The organism is Streptomyces sp. NPDC005408, assembly GCF_040606445.1.
GTDB lineage: Bacteria > Actinomycetota > Actinomycetes > Streptomycetales > Streptomycetaceae > Streptomyces.
The window spans coordinates 1-19,302 of sequence record NZ_JBEXEX010000014.1; the positions used below are offsets into that span (position 1 = coordinate 1).

Consider the following 19,302-nt stretch of genomic DNA (forward strand, 5'->3'; position numbering starts at 1 on the left):
CCGGGCGGATTACCGCAGGTGGGAGCGGTCGACGGCGATGGAGCTGTGGCAGATGGACATTGTCGGGGGTGTCCTGCTGGCGGACGGCAGCGAGTGCAAGATGGTCACCGGGATCGATGACCACTCCCGGTTCATGGTGATCGCGAAGGTGGTGCAGCGGGCCACGGCCCGGGCGGTGTGTCTGGCCTTCGGCGAGGCGCTGTTGCGGTTCGGAGTGCCCGGCGAGGTGCTGACGGACAACGGCAAGCAGTTCACCGCCCGCTTCGGCTCCGGCAAGCCGGGAGAGACGATGTTCGACCGGATCTGCCGGGAGAACGGCATCGCGCACCGGCTGACGAAGCCGCAGTCCCCGACGACCACGGGGAAGATCGAACGCTTCCATCAGACTCTGCGGCGTGAACTCCTCGACGGCCATGAACCGTTCGTCGACCTGGCCACGGCGCAGGCGGTGGTGGATGCCTGGCTGGAGGACTACAACCGGATGCGGCCGCATCAGTCCCTGGACATGGCCGTCCCGGGCAGCCGGTTCGTTCCCCGGCCGCGGTCCGAGCAGGATGCGCTGCCGGTGGTCCTGCCCGCCCGCCTCGACCCGGTCCCGAATCCGGATGTCCCAGTGCCTCCGGCCGAGCCGGTTTCCTGGCCGATGGCCGAGGGTGAGGTCGGCGCGATCGAGCTGGAGCGGGTGGTTCCCGCGTCGGGGAACCTGAGCCTGCGTGGGCAGCAGATCTGGTTCGGCCCGGCTCTGGCGGGCACCACGGTGACCCTGCGGATCGACGTGAACCGGCTGCACGTTCTTATCGGCGGCGGCCGGCACAAGACGCTGCCCTCGAAGCTGTCCGGCCGGGATCTCAAAGCCCTGCTGGCAGGCGGGGGCGCCCGACCTGCTGGACCCTGGGCGGACGACCCCGGCCCGGCGAAGGACACGAAGGGGGCGGTGGAGGTGGACCGGACCGTCAACGCGGTCGGCTACGTCGGCCTGGGCGGTGACAAGGTCCTGGTCGGCTGGCCGTTCGCCGGACAGCGGGTCACCCTCCGGCTCGACGGGAAAGTCCTGCAGGTCCTGGACGAGCAGCGTGTTCTGCAGGCCACCCTGCCCAGCCCTCTGCCGCCCTCGGCCTGCGGGCGCCTGCAGGGTGCTCGTCCGGCCGGGCCGGCACCGCTGCTGCCTCCGCCCGGTGAGCAGATCGCCGAGCGGACGGTCAGCAGCGTCGGCGGCTTCATGGTCGCCGGACAGCGCGTCCAACTCGGCCGCGGCTATGCCCACCAGATCGTCACCGCCCACCTGGACGAGAAATCGATCCGGGTCTTTCACGGCAGCGAGTTGATCACCACCGTCCCGCGTGTCACCAGGAAGGAGGTGGTGGTCCGCAAGTCCGGCGAACACAATCGCCGGAAGATCGTCTAGGGAAGACGTCAAGCATCACCCGACGCCAACCCGTCAACCATCAACTGAGACTCGACACGGCCCGTCGGCGGGCTGTCAGTTGCGGACGGCGCGGAGTGTGCGGGGGCTGTCGGCGGTGATGCGGTAGGTGAGTTGGGCCTGGCTGCCGTTGGCGCGGAGCTCTTCGAGGATGAGGGGCTGGTGGTCGGTGCCGTGGGTGACGCGCATCGTGTGGATGACCGGTGTGGCGTCGGGCAGATCCAGGGCGCTGCGCTCGTCGGCCTGGGGCATACGGGCGCGTACGGTCTCGGACCAGGTGAGTTTGTGCCCGGCCGCGGTGAGAGCGGCGTAGATGTCCTCCAGCGCGGTGTCTGGGGCGTCGGCGAGGGGCGGTGCGTTCTCGGCGGTGGCGAACGGGATCAGCACGCGGTGCAGTGCGCGGGCTCCGGTGGCCGGGTCGATCAGGACGCGGTCGACGCCGAACAGCGCTTCACCCTCGCCGAGTTCGAGCAGCGGGCCTGTCGTGGCAGTGGTCTCGGTCCGGTACACGGTCGGCTCGTGCGGCTGCTCCCACGGGGTATGACCGGGAGCGAATTTCTTACCGGTGCGGGTGATCGACCGGTCGATGGTGAGGGGCGGCGTCGGGGTGCCCTTCACGAAGCTGCCCTTGCCGTGCCGCACTTCGATGAGCCCTTCCGACCGGAGTGCCGCAATCGCGTTGCGCACCGTTGGCCGGCTGACCTCGTAGCGCTCGATGAGCTGGGCCTCGGAGGGGAGCGGGGTGCCGGGCGGGAAGTCGCCGTCCATGATGCCTTGCCGGATAGCGGCGGCGACCTGCTGGTACAGCGGTCCGGGGCGCTCGATGCCTGCCATGTCTGGGGCCTTCCGCTCGTGGGCGCGCGCTGGGTAGCGGGCGGCTGACGCCCGTCGTGTTACGTCACTCGTCAGCATAAGCGCTTGCCTTCTCGCGTCAAGACATGCATGGTTGTCACTCGTAAGGACGAGTGACGTCAGAGGGAGCCTGACGTCTGGATGGCCAAGGAGGCCGACTACCTATGCAGTCCATACCTGTGGACACATCCCGGCTGGGCGTACTGCGGTGCGCTGTCGAGCCGGAAGCGAAGGTCAGCAACTTCGAGACGAAGGAGGTGAAGAAGGACCGGGACGGCAACACGATCTACACCGTCGCCGTCATGGTCCGTCAGGAGGGACGCCGGGTCTCGGTGATCGAGATTTCGGTGACCGGTGAGCCGAAGGGCGTCACGGAGGGCACGGAGGTCAGGGTCACGGGCCTGGAGGCGTTTGCCTGGGCGATGGGAGAACGGCACGGGATCAGCTTCCGTGCCGCCGCCATCACCCCCGTACCGAGCGGTGGCGGGTCGGGAACTGCCCCTGCCGGTAAGGCGGGTGGCGCCTGATGGGACCGATTCTGCTCGCCTTTGCGCTCGCCGCGCTCGCGTGGTTACTTCTCGCCGGGTCCGCGCTGCGGGAGCGACACCCGGTGTGGTTCTGGTACCTCACCGGCTACCCGATCACCGCGGTGCGGGTGCTGGTCACCTGGCGCAGGTTCGCGCAGTTCAACGGGCTCACCGTCACCCACAGGCCCTCCCGCCGGCTGCTGGGGGACCTGGAAGTACGGGGTGAGCCGGTGCGCCCCAGCGCCCCGCGCATCTCCTTCCCCCGCGCCACACCGACCGGCCTGTCTCTGGTGGTGAGGCTGCATCCGGGGCAAACGCCGGGACCGTTCATCGCGGCAGCCGACGCACTGATGCACGCCTGGCGCATGCACGGAGTGCGGGTGACGTCCCCGGAGCGGGGAACTGTCCTGATCACGGCCATCGCTCGGGATCCGCTGGAACGCCCCGAACTTGTCTCGGCCCCATCTGAACTGCTCTGCGCGCTGGTCGGTGTTCTGGAGTCGGGCGGGGCCTGGGTGATGAACCTCCGCGTGGTGCCGCACTGGCTGATCACCGGTGCGACCCAGTCGGGCAAGTCCACGCTCCTTGCCCGGCTGGTGACCCAGCTCGCCCCGCAACAGGTGGCTTTGGTCGGCATCGACTGCAAGGGCGGCATGGAACTGGGGCTGTTCGGTGATCGCCTGACCGCGCTGACCACCAACCGGCGTGAGGCGGTGGCCGTCCTCGGCGCGCTCGTGGCCGACCTCCAGGACCGGATGCGCGTCTGCCGCCAAGCCGGGGCCCGCTCGATTTGGGAGCTGCCCCACACCGAGCGACCGGTGCCCGTCGTCGTCATCGTCGATGAACTCGCCGAGCTCTACCTCACGGACGGCACGAGGGAAGGCAAGGCGGAAGCCGAGCAGTGCTCCACCTACCTCTTGCGCCTGGGACAGCTCGGCGCAGCTCTCGGCGTGCATCTCGTCGTCGCCGGGCAACGCGTCGGCTCCGACCTCGGCCCCGGGGTGACCGCCCTGCGCGCCCAGCTGGCGGGACGGATCTGCCACCGCGTCAACGACCCCGCCACCGCAGAAATGACCCTGGGCGACCTCAACAAGGACGCCGTCACTGTTGCCCAGTCCATCACCGCGCAGGAAAGGGGCGTGGCCGTCTGCACCGGCACCGAAGGCGGCTGGGACCGAGCCCGCTCCCACCTCACCACCACCGAAGAGGCCCGCAAGACCGCCTCTGCCTACGCGGGGATGACGCCCGAACTGCCCTGTGTGGACCAGGCCCTCAAGGCCTCGGAAGGGACTGAGATCCATGACTGAGGAAGCGGCGATTCCGTTTGCGCTGGTCTTCGGGATCATCACAGTCCTCCTGGTCCGCTCCCGCGACGTGAAGGCGTGGGAAGCCGTGATGGTCGGCCTGTTCGGGCTCTACCTCGGACAGACCCCGGTCATCTTCACCGTCGACAGTCTCGTGACCTGGATCCTCTCCGGGTTCACCCACACCTGACAGGGGGGCCGTATGCCGATGCGTCGCGTGCGCTGCCCCGTCTGCAAGGGCGAGCGCTACCGCAAGACCCGCACCGGACACCGGCGGCGCTGCCGCTGCTGCCGGGGCGCCGGAACCATCCGCTGACCCGACCGGTCAGCCAGCGCACCGAACGACAGGGAGTGATCGCCATGGAGACAGCCCACCCACCATCCGTCCGTGCCGCTTCGGCGGCCCAACCGGGGAGGTCCCCACCATCACCGCCGAGATCACCTCGGCTGACAGACGCGCCGTGCTCGACCGCGCGGCGCGTCTGCGTCAGCTCACCGAAGTCGACCGCGACATCATCCGCCTCGCCCAAGACCCGCAGTTTGATCGCTGGCTGGAACAGATCACCGCCACCGGCGGCTGCGCCCACCCCATCCACCTCACCGGCGCCACCACCGTCCGCGACACGCACAGCGGCGAGATCCTGCACCACTACGACACAACCGGAGAACCGGGCGAACGGCTCCTGGTCCGCTGCCGCAACCGGCGCGCCACCGTCTGCCCGCCCTGCTCCCGCCTCCACGCCGGAGACACCTTCCACCTCGTGCGCGCCGGACTCCTCGGCGGCAAGAGCGTCCCCGACGACGTACGCGAGCGTCCGCGGCTCTTCGTCACCCTCACCGCTCCCGGCTTCGGCCCCGTCCACCACATCACCGAAGGGGACGAGCGCTGCCGCCCCCGCCGCGCTGCCGGGCACTGCGAGCACGGTCGGTCCATCGGCTGCCCGGCACGGCACACCGACACAGAGCCCCTCGTCGGCCAGCCGCTGTGCCCCGACTGCTACGACTACCCCGGCCACGTCCTGTGGCACGCCCATGCGGGGGAGCTCTGGGCCCGCTTTACCCGAGGCGTGCGCCGGGCGCTGGCCTCGGCCGCCGGGATCGCCCAGACCCGCTTCCCCGACCACGCCCGGCTCTCCTTCGCCAAAGTCGCCGAATACCAACGACGAGCCGCCATCCACGTCCACGCCGTCGTGCGCCTCGACGGCCCGGCCAGCCCCCACGACCCGCCCCCGCCCTGGGGAACCGCCGATGCGCTCACCGCCGCCGTACACACTGCCGCGCGCGCCGTCACGGTCCACAGCCCCTACAGCCCGGCCATCGGCGAACATGCCATGCGCTGGGGAGCCCAGCTCGACGCCCGACCGCTGCGCGCCTTCGGCGACGCCCACGGACTGGCAGATGAAGCGGTCGCCGCGTACGTGGCCAAGTACGTCACCAAGGGAGCCGCCGACACAGCCGCCGGCACCGACCACCGACTCACCTCCGCCGACGACATCGAAACCGCTCCGGTCTCACCGCACCTGCGATCCCTCATGCGCGCCTGCTGGCGACTCGGCGACCTGCCGGAATTCGCGCCCCTGCGGCTCCGGGCCTGGGCCCACACCCTCGGATATCGAGGCCACATCCTCACCAAATCCCGCGCCTACTCCACCACCTACGCCACCCTGCGCGCCGAACGCGCCCACCACGAACGCACCGCCGCCGCGACCGACCTGCCCAACGACTCCGCTGCGATCACCGACGCGCACTGGCGCTACATCACCTCCGGCCACACCCCCGGCGCAGCACTCATCGCCGCAGGCGTCGCTGAAGACCTGATGCGCAACCGCGAGATCTCGGGCGAGGAGTTGGGTGCCCCGGGGAGGTGGCGCATCAATGGCAGTGCGCCGTGACCCTGCGGCCGAGCGCGAGCGGCACCTGGAACGCGTCTGCGCTCGCTTTCCAACCAGGATCAGCCCGGAGGGAGCGCGACGCCTTGCGCGGCTCCTCCGGCCTCCCGTGGCCGACTCACCAAGGTGACAGGGGTTGGGGACTTCGTGCTTGAAGTCCCCAACCCCTGCCCACGTCGTCGCCCTCAGATCGGGTTGGGGTCGATGTCCACGCGGCCGAAGTCGAAATACCGCCCCTTCGTGGTCGGTTCATCGATGATCACGGCGTTGAAGAGGAACCGCAGGACGGCGTTCAGCCGGTCGTACTCTTCAGCCTTCACAAGCTCGCGCCAGTTGCGCCGGGCGTCTGGACCGACGAGGCCTCGGAGCACTTCGACTGCCGGTCGCACGACGAGTTTGCGCTCAACCTTCGAGATCCGTTCCTCGACTGTCCTCCTCATTGCGCGGTACTCGTGCGTCCTCAGTTCTCTCTTGTCCCACATGTCTTTGAGCTCGGCGAGCTCTCCGCGGTCGCCCTCGATTGCCGCTCGATCTTCCTCCGACAGGACAGCGGCGCTCTCCTGACCAGTCACGTCCAACCGCTCAAGAAGCTTGATCGCAGCATCACTCACGAACTTCTCAAGCGGTGCGCAGCTGGCGGAGCGGCCGCAGCGGTTCGAGTCCGACCGCGCCGCGCGGTTGCACAAGTACTTGCCGCCGCTTCCGCCCATCCGGTTGCCGCATCTCTTGCACACGACCAGCCCGCGGAGAATGTACGGGTGCTTGGGCGCGTACTTGCCCCAGCTCGCTGCGGTGCGGTAGCTGCGCCGCTCTTGCACCTCGTCCCATGTGCCCCGAGGGATGATCGCCGGCCATTCGCCCTGGCCCAGCTCTTCCCCGCGGAACACGCGAATTCCAGCGACGTGGCGACTGGCCAAGATCGCCCGGACGTTGAAGCTGTTCCACCCTTTGCCCAGCGCGGTCGGCTTCTTGCGCTTGTTGAGATCTGTCGCGATGGCCGTGGTCGACTCCCCATCGAGGTACCGGGAGAAAATCTCGCGCACGATCTCGGCATCTGCGGGAATGATGGCCGTGCCGCTCTTGTCGTAGCCGTACCGCCGCTTCCCGGTGTGCGGCTTGCCGTCCTGGGCGCGGTCGATCAGTGCGTCTTTGAGTCGTCGGGAGGTGTCGTCGCTGGACCTGCAAGCGTGCGCCACCTCGATGCGCAGAAAGAACCGGTCGTCGGGGTCGGCAAGATCCCGTTGGTTGGCCTGACCGTGCAGGTTGATGCTGTTGTCGTCCGCGATCTGGAGAAGCTCCTCAAGATCGCGCGGCTGCCTCATCAGCCGGTCCGGGTGGTACGTCAGGATGTGCCGGACGGCTCCGGACCGTGCGGCATCGAGTAGGGCATCCCACCCCTTCCGCTTCCGGTTGCGCTGCCACGCCGATCGGTTGTTGTCCACGAAGACCATGTGCTGATCGACCGTCACACCGAGCCGCTGCGCGATGTCACGGCAGATACGCTCTTGTCGGTCGACACCGGTTTGATCGTCGTCGTTGACGTGCGAAATCCGGCAGTAGATCGCCGCCGGTTCCCCTGTCCAGTCGGTGCGACTGCGTTTGTCTCGCTGCGACCCGGCTATTCGGGCCAGCCTGCGGAGCCGTTCCGAGTCGTTCTTGACCTGCGAATCCTCGTTGACCGGGTCCATGAGAAAAGGTTATGAAGAAGGTATGACTAGCCTCAAGTCCAAGCTCAAGGAAGACCTCACCGCCGCCATCAGGGCGCGCGACGAACTGCGCTCGTCCACGCTCCGGCTGACCCTCACCGCGATCACTAAGGAGGAGGTCGGCGGCAAGACGGCGCGCGAGCTCTCCGACGACGAGGTGCAGAAGGTGATCGCCAAGGAAGCGAAGAAGCGCCGCGAGGCGGCTGAGGCATTCACGCAGGGTGGTCGGACCGAGTCGGCCGAGCGGGAGAAGGCCGAGGGCGAGCTGCTCGACGCGTACCTGCCCAAGCAGCTGACCGACGACGAGCTGGGCGCGATCGTGGCGCAGGCCGTCGAGGAGGCGAAGGCCGCCGGCGCCGAGGGCCCGCGTGCCATGGGTGCGGTCATGAAGATCGTGAACCCGAAGGTGGCCGGGCGCGCGGACGGTGGCCGGGTGGCCGCCGCGGTGAAGCAGCTGCTCGCGGGCTGAGCAGCACGCAGCAGCACAGAGCAGCATCTGAACGAGGTACGACTGAGGGGACCCGGCCGTCCGGCCGGGTCCCCTCAGTCATGCCCCTCGTACGCGACTCCTACGGGAAGCCCCCGCCGGTCCCGCCGTTGTTCCCCTGCCCGCGGCTGTTCCCGCCGCCGATCAGGTCCGGCGGGATCGAGATACCGGGGAAGGGAGTCTGCCCGCCGTTGCCCTGGCCCCGGTTGTCACCGGGCTTGCCGTCCTCGTCCGGCTTCTCGGGCTTCTCCTTCGGCGGGTCCGGGATCGGGACGCTGACGAACGGGGGAGCTTCCAGCCCCTCCAGCGCTCCGGTCATCGCGTCCCGCCAGATCGGTCCGGGGACCTGACCGCCGAAGACCTTGTCCTGGTACTCGCCGCCGATGTAGATGTGCTCCATCTTCACCTGCTGGGTGGGGCTGCCGACCCAGACGGCGCCGGACAGGTTCGGGGTGTAGCCGACGAACCAGGCGTTCTTGCGGCCGTCGGTCGTACCCGTCTTGCCTGCGTTGTCACGGTTCTGGAGACCGGCCTGCTGGCCCGTACCGGAGTCGATCACTCCGCGCAGCAGGGTGTTGATCGTGTCCGCGGTCCGCTCGGACATGACCTTGCCGCAGGTGGACTTCGGGACCTCGAGGCTCTTGCGGTCGGCCGTAGTGATCGACTCGATCGCGGTCGGGGTGCAGTACGTGCCCCGGTTGGCGAAGGTCGCGTACGCGTTGGCCATGGTCAGCGGCGAGATACCGGTGGAGCCCAGGGTGAGTGGCGAGGGCTCCTCGGGCAGCTTCTTGCCGTTGCCCTGCACCACTCCGAGCTTCTGGGTCATCTCCATGACCGGGCAGAGGCCGATGTCGCCGATCATCTGCACGAAGTAGGTGTTGACCGACTTCGCCATCGCCTCCTTGAGGGCGTACGGACCGACCTCCTTCTCGTTCTCGTTCTTGAGACGCTGGTTGCCGATGTTGACCCACGGCTTTCCGCTGCAGGTTGCCACCTGGGAGGGGTACGGCATCTCGTACGGCGCCGGATACATCTGCGTCGGCGGCTTGCCCTGCTCTATGGCCGCCGCGGCCACGAACGGCTTGAAGGTCGAGCCGACCGGGAAGCCGTAGTTCGACCCGCCCACGCCCTGGTTGACCGAGTAGTTGATCTGGGTCTCGGTCTTTCCGAAGCCGTACGGCCTGGACTGGCCCATCGCCATGATCTTGCCGGTGCCGGGCTGGACCATGGTCACGGCGGAGGCGACATCGTCCGTCTGGTAGACGTGTTCCTTGATCGATTTCTGCGCCGACTTCTGGGCCTTCGGGTCCAGCGTCGTCTTGATCGTCAGGCCGCCCTGGTTCCAGACCTTGGCCCGGTCCTCCTTGGTCTTGCCGAAGACCGGGTCGGACAGGAACACCTCGCGTACATAGTCGCAGAAGAAGCCCGAGCCGTTGACGGCCGTGATGCAGCCGTTCTTCGGCTTGCTGACCTTCAGCTTGATGGGCGCTTCCTTCGCCTTGTCCGCCTCGGCCTGCGTGATGTCGCGGACGTCGGCCATGCGCTGCAGCACGGTGTTGCGACGCTTGGTCGCTTCCTGTGTGTCGTTGACCGGGTCGTAGCGGCTGGGGGACTGCACGATGCCCGCGAGCATCGCTGCCTCCTCCAGCTTCAGGTCCTTGGCCGACTTGGAGAAGTAGCGCTGCGACGCCGCCTCGATGCCGTACGCCTGCTGCCCGAAGAAGGTGATGTTGAGGTAGTTCTCCAGGATCTTCTTCTTGCCCAGCTCTTCCTCGACCTGGATCGCGTACTTGAGCTCCTGGATCTTGCGGCCGATCGTCTGCTGGGTGGCCTGGGCGACCTTGTCGGGGTCGTCGCCCGCCTCCTCGACGAAGACGTTCTTCACGTACTGCTGGGTCAGGGTCGAGGCGCCCTGGGAGACGCCGCCCGACTGGGCGTTGCGGTTGAGCGCGCGCAGGACGCCCTTGAGGTCGATCGCGCCGTGCTCGTAGAAGCGCGAGTCCTCGATCGCGACGATCGCCTTCTGTATGTACGGGGAGATGTCCTTGAGCGACACCACCGTGCGGTCGCGGGAGTAGACCGTGGCGATCGGCCCGCCCTGCGAGTCCAGGATCGTGGTGCGCTGACTCAGCGGCGGGGTCTTGAGGTTGGCGGGGATGTCGTCGAATCCCTTGACCGTTCCCTTGGCCGCGAGCCCCAGCGCCCCGAAGGCGGGCAGGGCGATGCCGGCCAGCACTGCTCCGGAGAGCACACTGACGCCGAGGAACTTGGCGGCCTGCTGGGTCCCGGTCAGACCTCCGCCGGAGCGCTTCTGTGGCATGGGGGCAGCCTACGTTCTCATTCGCCGGACACACGTATATGCCTTGGCCTAAGCTGCTCACAACTGTCACAGCAGTGCGGTTCTGCATCAAGGCCTTCCACTACTCCCGCTGTACCCGAACCTGGCGGGCCGCTGCCCGAATCCGCCTCATGCGTCGTCCAACGTCCGTTGTGACTCAACTAACCTATCCCGTTTTGTCGGGATAGTGACATATGCCCCCGGCTCACTCCCCTGGGTGATCTGCCGCGTACGCATAGTCCGTTCGGGCCATTCAAGATTGGGCCCGAAGGGGGTGTTGCGCTGTGCCCACCTTCCGTAACGTCCTCAACTGGCAGCGGTGAATATGCCGCTGCCGCCGTGGGGGAGCCTCGATTCGGGAGAGGACGGCGCCGGCATGGGCTGGGTAACCGACTGGAGTGCGCAGGCAGCCTGCCGCACTACCGATCCGGATGAACTGTTCGTACAAGGGGCAGCGCAGAACAGGGCCAAGGCGGTGTGCACCGGTTGCCCGGTGCGGACCGAGTGCCTGGCCGATGCGCTCGACAATCGCGTCGAGTTCGGCGTCTGGGGTGGAATGACCGAGCGGGAACGGCGCGCACTGCTGCGCAGGCGTCCCACGGTCACCTCCTGGCGCAGACTGCTCGAGACCGCGCGTACGGAGTACGAGCGCAGCGCGGGCATCCTGCCCGTGGGCCTCGACGACGACGAGACATACGAGACGTACGCAGCGGTGGGCTAGCCCACCGCTGTTTGTTTACACAGCTCCGGCCGGAGCAGAACCGCCGGTCGCGAGCCGGTCACCGATGGCCCGCAGGCCGGCGAGATCGTGTACATCGCCGGGCAGGGCGGGCACTTGGGCCACCGCCACTTCGGGGTGGAGCGCGGTGAAGCGGTCGCGCGTGCGCTGTTCGCGCGCGAGCACCTGCATCCGTTCGGCGTGCAGGCGCAGCAGACCCGCCGTCAGCTGTTCTGTGGTGTGGTCCGCGGGGGTGTGTTCCTCGTCGGTGTCGTCCACAGGGGTGTCGTCCACGGGCTGGGATTCGGGAGAGGTGGCCGCGGCGTCACGAACACCAGTCTTCCCGGACCTCTGATCCACAATGCGGCCCTCGTCAAGATTTTCTGCGGCGGCAAGTGCCCGCTCGGCCGACAGACGGGCGGCGCCGCTGCCATGGACCCGGTTGAGCACCAGACCGGCCAGCGGCATCTCCTCCGCCGCCAGCCGCTCCACGAAGTAGGCGGCCTCCCGCAGCGCGTCCCGCTCCGGCGCCGCGACCACGAGGAAGGCCGTGCCGGGGGCCTGCAGCAGCCGGTAGGTGGCATCGGCCCGGGTACGGAAGCCGCCGAACATGGTGTCCATCGCGGCAACGAAGGTCTGTACGTCACGCAGGAGTTGACCGCCGAGCAGCTTGCCGAGCGTCCCCGTCATCATCGACATGCCGACATTGAGGAACTTCATCCCAGCCCGGCCGCCCATCTTCGCCGGCGCCATCAGCAGCTTGATGAACTTCCCGTCCAGGAAGGACCCGAGGCGTCCAGGTGCGTCGAGGAAGTCCAGCGCCGAGCGCGAGGGCGGAGTGTCGACGACGATCAGGTCCCATTCGTCGCGGGCGCGCAGCTGCCCCAGCTTCTCCATCGCCATGTATTCCTGCGTGCCCGCGAAACCGGCCGACAGGGACTGGTAGAAGGGGTTCTCCAGGATCGCGCGGGCCCGCTCGGCGTCCGCGTGTGCCTCGACGATCTCGTCGAAGGTCCGCTTCATGTCGAGCATCATGGCGTGGAGTTCTCCCTCGCCGTCGATGCCCTTGACCCGGCGAGGGGTGTTGTCCAGGGAGTCGATGCCCATGGACTGGGCGAGCCTGCGGGCCGGGTCGATGGTCAGGACGACGACCTTGCGGCCGCGCTCTGCCGCCCGTACGCCGAGGGCCGCGGCCGTCGTGGTCTTGCCGACGCCTCCGGCGCCGCAGCACACGATGATGCGGGTCGCGGGGTCGTCGATCAGCGGGTCGACTTCGAGAGGGGCCGCCGCGTCCAGGGTCATGAGTCGGTCCCTTGCTTCCGCAGTTCCTTCGACAGCCGGTAGAGCCCCGCGAGGTCGACTCCCTCGCTCAGCAGGGGGAGTTCGTACGTCGGCAGGCCGAGGCCGGTCAGTGCCGCGCGCTGCTCGCGCTCCAGCTCCACGCGCTGGGCGTGGTCGGCGGCCTGCTCGAGGAGCGGGGTCACGAGTTTCGCCGATCCGCTGACGCCTGCTGTGGTGAGCACCTTGGCGATGTCCGCGCGCCGGTCGCCCGCGGCGTCGCGCACCGCCTCCTCGTCGAGGATGTGGGGGCGCACCATGTTCACGATCACCTTGCCGACGGGGAGGTCGGCGGCGCGCAGCTCGGCGATGCCGTCCGCGGTCTCCTGGACGGGCATCTCCTCGAGCAGCGTCACCAGATGGACCGCGGTCTCGGGGGACTTGAGTACGCGCATCACGGCCTGGGCCTGATTGTGTATCGGGCCGAACTTGGCCAGGCCCGCCACCTCGTCGTTGACATTCAGGAAGCGTGTGATGCGGCCGGTGGGCGGGGCGTCCATCACCACGTAGTCGTAGACGTACGGGCCCTGCTTGGTCCTGCGGCGTACGGCTTCGCAGGCCTTGCCGGTCAGCAGTACGTCCCGGACACCGGGCGCGATGGTCGTCGCGAAGTCGATCGCGCCGAGCTTCTTGAGCGCGCGGCCCGCGGTGCCCAGCTTGTAGAACATCTGGAGGTAGTCGAGGAGCGCGCGCTCGGCGTCGATGGCCACCGCGAACACCTCGCCGCCGCCCGACGAGACGGCGATCTTCCGCTCCTCGTACGGAAGAGCCTCCGTCTCGAAGAGCTGTGCGATGCCCTGTCTGCCCTCGACCTCGACAAGGAGAGTGCGCTTTCCCTCGGTTGCGAGGGCCAGCGCGAGGGCGGCGGCGACCGTCGTCTTACCGGTACCGCCCTTGCCGCTGACGACCTGAAGCCTGCTCACGTATTCGAGACTAACCAGTCGGGCTGCGGCCTACGCACGAAGGTGCCTTCGGGCTGTGCGGGAGGCTGCCCGCGGGCTGCTTCACAAGGCCGGCGGCCGGTGCGGCTACAGTCGGCTCCATGACCAAGTGGGAATACGCGACCGTGCCCCTTCTCGTGCACGCGACCAAGCAGATTCTGGACACCTGGGGCGAGGACGGCTGGGAGCTCGTCCAGGTCGTTCCCGGGCCGAACAACCCCGAGCAGCTCGTGGCGTACCTGAAGCGGGAGAAGCAGGCATGAGCGGCGTTGTCGAGGCGAAGCTCGCCGAGCTCGGGCTGACGCTGCCGGAGGTCGTGCCGCCGCTGGCCGCGTACCAGCCGGCCGTGATTTCGGGTGCGTACGTCTACACCGCGGGCCAGCTCCCGATGGTGGAGGGCAAGCTTCCGGTCACCGGCAAGGTGGGCGCCGAGGTCACCCCCGAGGAGGCCAAGGAGCTTGCGCGCACCTGTGGGCTGAACGCGCTGGCCGCCGTGAAATCGGTCGTCGGCGACCTGGACCGTATTGCCCGTGTCGTGAAGGTTGTCGGCTTTGTCGCATCGGCTGCCGACTTCACCGGCCAGCCCGCCGTGCTCAACGGCACCAGTGAGCTGCTCGGTGCGGTGTTCGGCGACAAGGGTGTGCACGCGCGCAGTGCGGTCGGCGTCGCGGTGCTGCCGCTGGACGCTCCGGTCGAGGTCGAGATCCAGGTGGAGCTCGTCCAGGGCTGATGCGCCATCCAGGACTGGGCGACCGTGCAGGACTGACTGATCGTTCAGCACGGAGTTGAGCTTGTACGGAGCCGAAGCTCCTGGTCAAGCGCCATATGAGGCCCTGTGTCCGCCGGTTTTTCGGCAGATGCGGGGCCTCGCTCGTCTTTGGTAATCCCTTGCATATCTCTTGACGTGGACGCGTCGACGGGTGTGACCTGTCCACGGTTAGGAACGTTTCCTAACCATCTGAACGCAGGAGGGATCCGTGGCACCAACCCCCCGCCGGTCGCGCAGATCGGTCGGCGCTGCCCTCGTGGCCGCGGCCACCGCAGCGTTAACCGTGGCCCTTCCGGCCCTGAGCAATGCCGAGCCCGCCGCCCGAACGACCGTGAGCGCCGCCCCCGTCCGCTACGAAGCAGAAACGGCGACCATCTCCCAGGGCGTCGCCGAGTCCAACCACCTCGGCTTCTCCGGCACCGGCTTCGTCAACTACACCAATGTCGCCGGCGGCTATGTGGAGTTCACTGTCGACGCCCCCGCCGCGGGCACCGCCACCCTGGCGCTCGGCTTCGCCAACGGCACCACCGGCAACCGCCCCCTGGACATATCGGTCAACGGAGCAGCGGCCGCAGCCAATCTGCCCTTCCAGCCCACCGGCGCCTGGACCACCTGGTCCACAGCGACCACCACGGTCACGCTCAAGGCGGGCGCCAACACCATCCGGGCCACAGCAACCGCCGCAGAAGGCGGCCCCAACCTGGACTTCATCGACGTCACTCCCGCCGACGTCCAGGCAGGCACGGACTACGAGGCCGAGTCCGGGACGATCTCCCAGGGCGCCGTCGAGTCCAACCACGCCGGCTACTCCGGCACCGGCTTCGTCAACTTCCAGGCCGTGACAGGCTCGTACGTCGAATTCACCGTCGACTCCGCGCAGGCATCCAACGCCACGCTGGACTTCCGCTACGCCAACGGCTCCACCGCGAGCCGCCCGATGGACATCCTGGTCAACGGCACCTCCGTCGCCGACGACCTCGCGTTCCCCGTCACCGGCGCCTGGACCACCTGGAAGACCGTCACCGCCAACGCGGCCCTCAAGGCGGGCTCCAACAAGATCCGCGCCCTCACCGCCAATGGCGACGGCCCCAACCTGGACAAGCTGACCGTCACCGCGAGCGGCCCGGCCGACACCGAGAAGCCGACCCCGCCCGCCAACCTCCGCAAGGACAAAGAGCCGACGGCGTCCACCGTCTCGCTGGCCTGGGACGCGTCCACGGACAACGTCAAGGTCACCGCGTACGACATCTACCAGCACGGCCAGCTGATGAAGAGCGTCGACGGCAGCACGCTCGCCGCCACGGTGGATGGCCTCAACCCTGAGACCTCGTACGACTGGACGGTCTTCGCCCGTGACGCCGCCGGCAATGTCTCGGCCGCGAGCAACGCCGTCACCATCGCCACACTGCCCGCCCCGCCGGACAACGAGGCGCCGAGCATCCCGGGCAATCTGCGCTCCACCGGCAAGACCGCGACCAGCGTCGACCTCGCGTGGAACCCCTCCACGGACAATGTGAAGGTCACCGGGTACGACATCTACCGCGACGGCGCGGCCGCCGGGACCTCCGACTCCACGTCGACGACCATCGCGGGTCTGAAGGCCAACACCGCGTACAAGTTCAAGGTCAGGGCCTTCGACCTGAAGGGCAACAAGTCCGACTTCAGCCCGGAGATCACCGTCACGACCGGCGGCAGCCAGCCCGGCGGCGTCCCCGACCCCGGCACCGTCTCCACGCTCGCCAGCGGCGTGGACGTGGCCTGGGGCCTGGGCTTCCTCCCCGACGGCTCCGGCATCTACACCGAGCGGAACACCTTCAACGTCTACAAGCTGACCAAGTCGGGCCAGAAGACGCTGATCGGCAAGGTCCCCAACGCCGTGACCACGGGCGGCGAGGGCGGACTGCTCGGCATCGAGATCAGCCCCAGCTTCAACACCGACCACTACCTCTACTTCACCCACACCGCGTCCGAGGGCAACCGCATCGTGCGGATGAAGTACGAGAACAACGCGCTCAGCGACTACAAGATCCTGCTCCAGGGCATGGAGAAGAGCCGCTTCCACAACGGCGGACGGCTGCGCTTCGGCCCCGACGGCAAGCTGTACGCCTCGATGGGCGACGCCCAGAGCGGCAGCCGGGCACAGGACAAGAACTCCCTCAACGGCAAGATCCTGCGCATCAACCCGGACGGCACCATCCCGTCGGACAATCCGTTCGGCAACGCCGTCTGGTCGCTCGGCCACCGCAACCCGCAGGGTCTCGACTTCGACTCCCAGGGACGGCTGTGGCAGGCGGAGTTCGGCAACAGCAACATGGACGAGGTCAACCTCATCCAGAAGGGCGGCAACTACGGCTGGCCCAACTGTGAGGGAACCAGCGGCAGTTGCTCCGGCTACATCGCACCGAAGAAGACCTGGCCCACGTCATCGGCCTCACCCAGCGGCCTGACCATCATCAACGACTACGTCTTCGTCGCCACCACCGTCGGCCAGCGCGTCTACCGGCTGCGCATCGACGCGAGCTCGAACCTGGTGGACCAGAAGACGTACTTCCAGGGGACCTACGACCGGCTGCGCACCGTCGAGGTCGACCACGACGGCGACATCTGGCTCACCACGTCGACCGACAAGGACGGCACGGCGGGCAACGACCGGGTCCTGTTGATCGACATCGTCTACTCGGGAGGCAATCCGCAGCCCGGCGAGTTCAAGCTGACCAGCGGCGCCTTCAACGACAACGCCACCATCCCGGCGAAGTACACCTGCGCCGGGGACGGCACGGCGGGCCAGGATCCGTCGCCGCCGCTGGCCTGGGGCGCGGCAAGCTCCGGGGCGAAGAGCTACGCCATCGTCTTCGCCGACGTCGCCAACAGCGGAAACAAGCTGCACTGGGCGATCTGGGACGTCCCGGCGGCCAAGCTCTCGCTCCCCGAGAGTCTTGGGTCGGGTTACGACGTCCCCGGCCAGGACGGCGCCAAGCAGAAGGCCATGGGCAGCGGGGCGAACTCGCAGAAGTTCTTCGGCCCGTGCCCCGGAGGCTCGACGCACCCGTACACCTTCACGCTGTACGCGGTGAACTCGGCGACCGTGCCGGGGCTCACCTCTGGTTCGTCGATGGCCCAGATCGAAACGGCGATCAAGAACGCGAGCACCGCGAATGTGAAGCTTCGCGGAAACTCCAACGCGGGAACGTGAGCGCCGGCACGTGACGAGTGGTTCGAGGGGCGGCACGCACGGCCGCCCCTCGAACATCCCGGCGGGAGCGGATAGCCTCCGGCCATGTCCAATGGTCAGTGGTACCCGCCGGAGTGGCCGGACCGGATTCGCGCGCTCGCGAGCGGTGAGCTCACCGCCGTGACGCCGAAGCGGGCCGCGACCGTGATGCTGCTGCGCGACACGGCGGACGGCCCCGCTGTCCACATGCTGCGCCGACGCGCCTCCATGGCCTTCGCCGGAGGCGCGTACGCATATCCGGGCGGCGGAGTGGACCCGCGGGACGACGACCATCTGGTGCGGTGGGCGGGACCTTCGCTGGAAGCCTGGGCCCTCCGGCTCGGGGTCGATCAGGCGTCGGCCCAGGCCATTGTGTGCGCGGCCGTGCGCGAGACGTACGAGGAGGCGGGCGTCCTGCTCGCGGGCGAGACCCCCGGCACGGTCGTCGGCGACACGACGGGCGACGACTGGGAGGCAGACCGCCGGGCGCTGGTCGAGCGGGACCTGTCGTTCGCGGACTTCCTGGACCGGCGGGGCCTGGTGCTGCGCTCGGACCTTCTTGCCGCGTGGGCGCGGTGGATCACCCCGGAGTTCGAGCCGAGGCGCTACGACACCTGGTTCTTCGTGGCCGCCCTGCCCGAGGGCCAGCGGACGCGGAACGCGTCGACGGAGGCGGACCGCACGGTCTGGATCCGCCCTGCCGAAGCGATCGCGGGCTATGACAAGGGCGATCTGCTGATGATGCCCCCGACGGTCGCCACGCTGCGGACGCTGGAGCCGTACGCGACGGCCGCCGAGGCCCTCGCAGCCGCGGGGGAGCAGGACCTCACCCCCGTACTGGCGAAGGCCCGGCTGGAGGACGGCGAGCTGGTACTGAGCTGGCCGGGGCACGATGAATTCACCAAGCACATTCCGACGAGGGGCCCACGATGACCGAAGCAGCGGCTCTGCCCGGGCAGCCACGTGGTGGCGTGCTCTCCGGGCCCGCCACCGCACGCGCCGTCAATGTCCTCGCGCCCAATGCCTCCGCGATGACCCTCGACGGCACCAACACCTGGATCGTCTCCGAGCCCGACTCCGAGCTCGCTGTCGTCATCGACCCGGGCCCGCTCGACGACGGCCATCTGGAGGCCGTCGTCGCGACCGCCGAGAAGGCGGGCAAGCGGGTCGCCCTGACCCTGCTCACGCACGGCCATCCCGACCACGCGGAGGGCGCCGCGCGCTTCGCGGAGCTGACGCGTACGAAGGTCCGTGCCCTCGACCCGGCGCTGCGGCTCGGCGACGAGGGGCTCGCGGCAGGCGATGTGATCCGGGTCGGCGGCCTTGAGATGCGGGTCGTGCCGACGCCCGGCCACACCGCCGACTCGCTCTGCTTCCATCTGCCCGCCGACCGGGCCGTACTGACCGGAGACACGATCCTCGGGCGCGGTACGACCCTCGTCGCGCACCCGGACGGCAGGCTCGGCGACTACCTCGACTCGCTGCGCAGGCTGCGCTCGCTCACGGTCGACGACGGGGTGCACACGGTGCTGCCGGGCCACGGGCCCGTACTCGACGACGCACAGGGCGCGGTCGAGTTCTATCTGGCGCACCGGGCGCACCGGCTCGCCCAGGTGGAGACGGCGGTCGAGAACGGGTACGTCACGGCGGCCGATGTGGTGGCGCATGTGTACGCGGATGTGGACAGGTCGCTGTGGCCGGCGGCGGAGCTGTCGGTGCGGGCGCAGCTGGAGTATCTGCGCGAGCACGGCCTGATCTGAGCCCGGGCTGATCCGACCGCGGCCTGATCTGAGCCCGGG

General features: G+C 68.5%; 17 protein-coding genes. 12 read left to right on the top strand and 5 right to left on the bottom strand.

Features of this window, described 5'->3' with window-relative positions; translation table 11 throughout:
* Positions 1-1,405 (top strand): integrase core domain-containing protein (locus tag ABZS64_RS15700; RefSeq protein WP_355828849.1); only part of this gene is annotated, 1,405 nt, incomplete at its 5' end.
* A 75-nt stretch (positions 1,406-1,480) separates the two neighbouring features.
* Here the strand turns inward: ABZS64_RS15700 and ABZS64_RS15705 are convergent.
* Complete coding sequence (locus tag ABZS64_RS15705) at positions 1,481-2,257, bottom strand: GntR family transcriptional regulator (protein WP_355828851.1); 777 nt, start codon at positions 2,255-2,257, stop codon at positions 1,481-1,483.
* Between the two features lie 182 nt (positions 2,258-2,439).
* Between ABZS64_RS15705 and ABZS64_RS15710 the strand changes: the two genes are divergently transcribed.
* The 4 genes from ABZS64_RS15710 (at position 2,440) to ABZS64_RS15725 (ending at position 5,998) form a co-directional block, all read left to right on the top strand.
* Complete coding sequence (locus ABZS64_RS15710) at positions 2,440-2,802, top strand: hypothetical protein (protein WP_355828854.1); 363 nt, start codon at positions 2,440-2,442, stop codon at positions 2,800-2,802.
* Positions 2,802-4,109 carry an FtsK/SpoIIIE domain-containing protein gene (locus tag ABZS64_RS15715; RefSeq protein WP_355828857.1) on the top strand — a complete coding sequence of 436 codons (1,308 nt, stop codon included), beginning with the start codon at positions 2,802-2,804 and terminating at the stop codon, positions 4,107-4,109. Before ABZS64_RS15710 ends, ABZS64_RS15715 begins: the two co-directional genes overlap by 1 nt.
* Positions 4,102-4,296: a hypothetical protein gene (locus ABZS64_RS15720; RefSeq protein WP_355828861.1), complete on the top strand. Its 195-nt coding sequence runs from the start codon at positions 4,102-4,104 to the stop codon at positions 4,294-4,296. The genes ABZS64_RS15715 and ABZS64_RS15720 overlap by 8 nt, the downstream gene beginning before the upstream one ends.
* Before the next feature lie 271 nt (positions 4,297-4,567).
* Positions 4,568-5,998: a replication initiator gene (locus tag ABZS64_RS15725; protein WP_355828864.1), complete on the top strand. Its 1,431-nt coding sequence runs from the start codon at positions 4,568-4,570 to the stop codon at positions 5,996-5,998.
* 182 nt (positions 5,999-6,180) lie between these two features.
* Here ABZS64_RS15725 and ABZS64_RS15730 read toward each other — a convergent pair whose 3' ends face one another.
* Positions 6,181-7,683: a recombinase family protein gene (locus ABZS64_RS15730; protein WP_355828867.1), complete on the bottom strand. Its 1,503-nt coding sequence runs from the start codon at positions 7,681-7,683 to the stop codon at positions 6,181-6,183.
* A 22-nt stretch (positions 7,684-7,705) separates the two neighbouring features.
* Between ABZS64_RS15730 and ABZS64_RS15735 the strand changes: the two genes are divergently transcribed.
* On the top strand, positions 7,706-8,170 hold the full coding sequence (locus ABZS64_RS15735) for a GatB/YqeY domain-containing protein (protein ID WP_355828870.1): 465 nt from the start codon (positions 7,706-7,708) through the stop codon (positions 8,168-8,170).
* Between the two features lie 100 nt (positions 8,171-8,270).
* Here the strand turns inward: ABZS64_RS15735 and ABZS64_RS15740 are convergent, their stop codons facing one another.
* Positions 8,271-10,508, bottom strand: a complete 2,238-nt coding sequence (locus ABZS64_RS15740) for a transglycosylase domain-containing protein (protein WP_355828872.1) — start codon at positions 10,506-10,508, stop codon at positions 8,271-8,273.
* 394 nt (positions 10,509-10,902) lie between these two features.
* Between ABZS64_RS15740 and ABZS64_RS15745 the strand changes: the two genes are divergently transcribed.
* Positions 10,903-11,247 carry a WhiB family transcriptional regulator gene (locus tag ABZS64_RS15745; RefSeq protein WP_177149633.1) on the top strand — a complete coding sequence of 115 codons (345 nt, stop codon included), beginning with the start codon at positions 10,903-10,905 and terminating at the stop codon, positions 11,245-11,247.
* Between the two features lie 15 nt (positions 11,248-11,262).
* On the opposite strand, the gene ABZS64_RS15750 is transcribed toward ABZS64_RS15745, so the two are convergent.
* Positions 11,263-12,546: an ArsA family ATPase gene (locus tag ABZS64_RS15750; protein WP_355828876.1), complete on the bottom strand. Its 1,284-nt coding sequence runs from the start codon at positions 12,544-12,546 to the stop codon at positions 11,263-11,265.
* Positions 12,543-13,505: an ArsA-related P-loop ATPase gene (locus tag ABZS64_RS15755; protein WP_355828879.1), complete on the bottom strand. Its 963-nt coding sequence runs from the start codon at positions 13,503-13,505 to the stop codon at positions 12,543-12,545. The genes ABZS64_RS15750 and ABZS64_RS15755 overlap by 4 nt, the downstream gene beginning before the upstream one ends.
* Positions 13,506-13,624: 119 nt before the next feature.
* Between ABZS64_RS15755 and ABZS64_RS15760 the strand changes: the two genes are divergently transcribed.
* From ABZS64_RS15760 to ABZS64_RS15780, 5 genes are all read left to right on the top strand, one after another.
* Entirely contained in the window at positions 13,625-13,786 is a 162-nt protein-coding gene (locus ABZS64_RS15760) for a DUF4177 domain-containing protein (protein WP_003975360.1), read from the top strand.
* Entirely contained in the window at positions 13,783-14,253 is a 471-nt protein-coding gene (locus tag ABZS64_RS15765; RefSeq protein ID WP_355828882.1) for a RidA family protein, read from the top strand. Before ABZS64_RS15760 ends, ABZS64_RS15765 begins: the two co-directional genes overlap by 4 nt.
* Positions 14,254-14,500: 247 nt before the next feature.
* Complete coding sequence (locus ABZS64_RS15770) at positions 14,501-17,485, top strand: PQQ-dependent sugar dehydrogenase (protein ID WP_355828884.1); 2,985 nt, start codon at positions 14,501-14,503, stop codon at positions 17,483-17,485.
* Positions 17,486-17,569: 84 nt separating this feature from the next.
* Entirely contained in the window at positions 17,570-18,436 is an 867-nt protein-coding gene (locus tag ABZS64_RS15775) for an NUDIX hydrolase (RefSeq protein ID WP_355828887.1), read from the top strand.
* Complete coding sequence (locus ABZS64_RS15780; RefSeq protein ID WP_355828890.1) at positions 18,433-19,263, top strand: MBL fold metallo-hydrolase; 831 nt, start codon at positions 18,433-18,435, stop codon at positions 19,261-19,263. Before ABZS64_RS15775 ends, ABZS64_RS15780 begins: the two co-directional genes overlap by 4 nt.
* Positions 19,264-19,302: the final 39 nt, after the last annotated feature.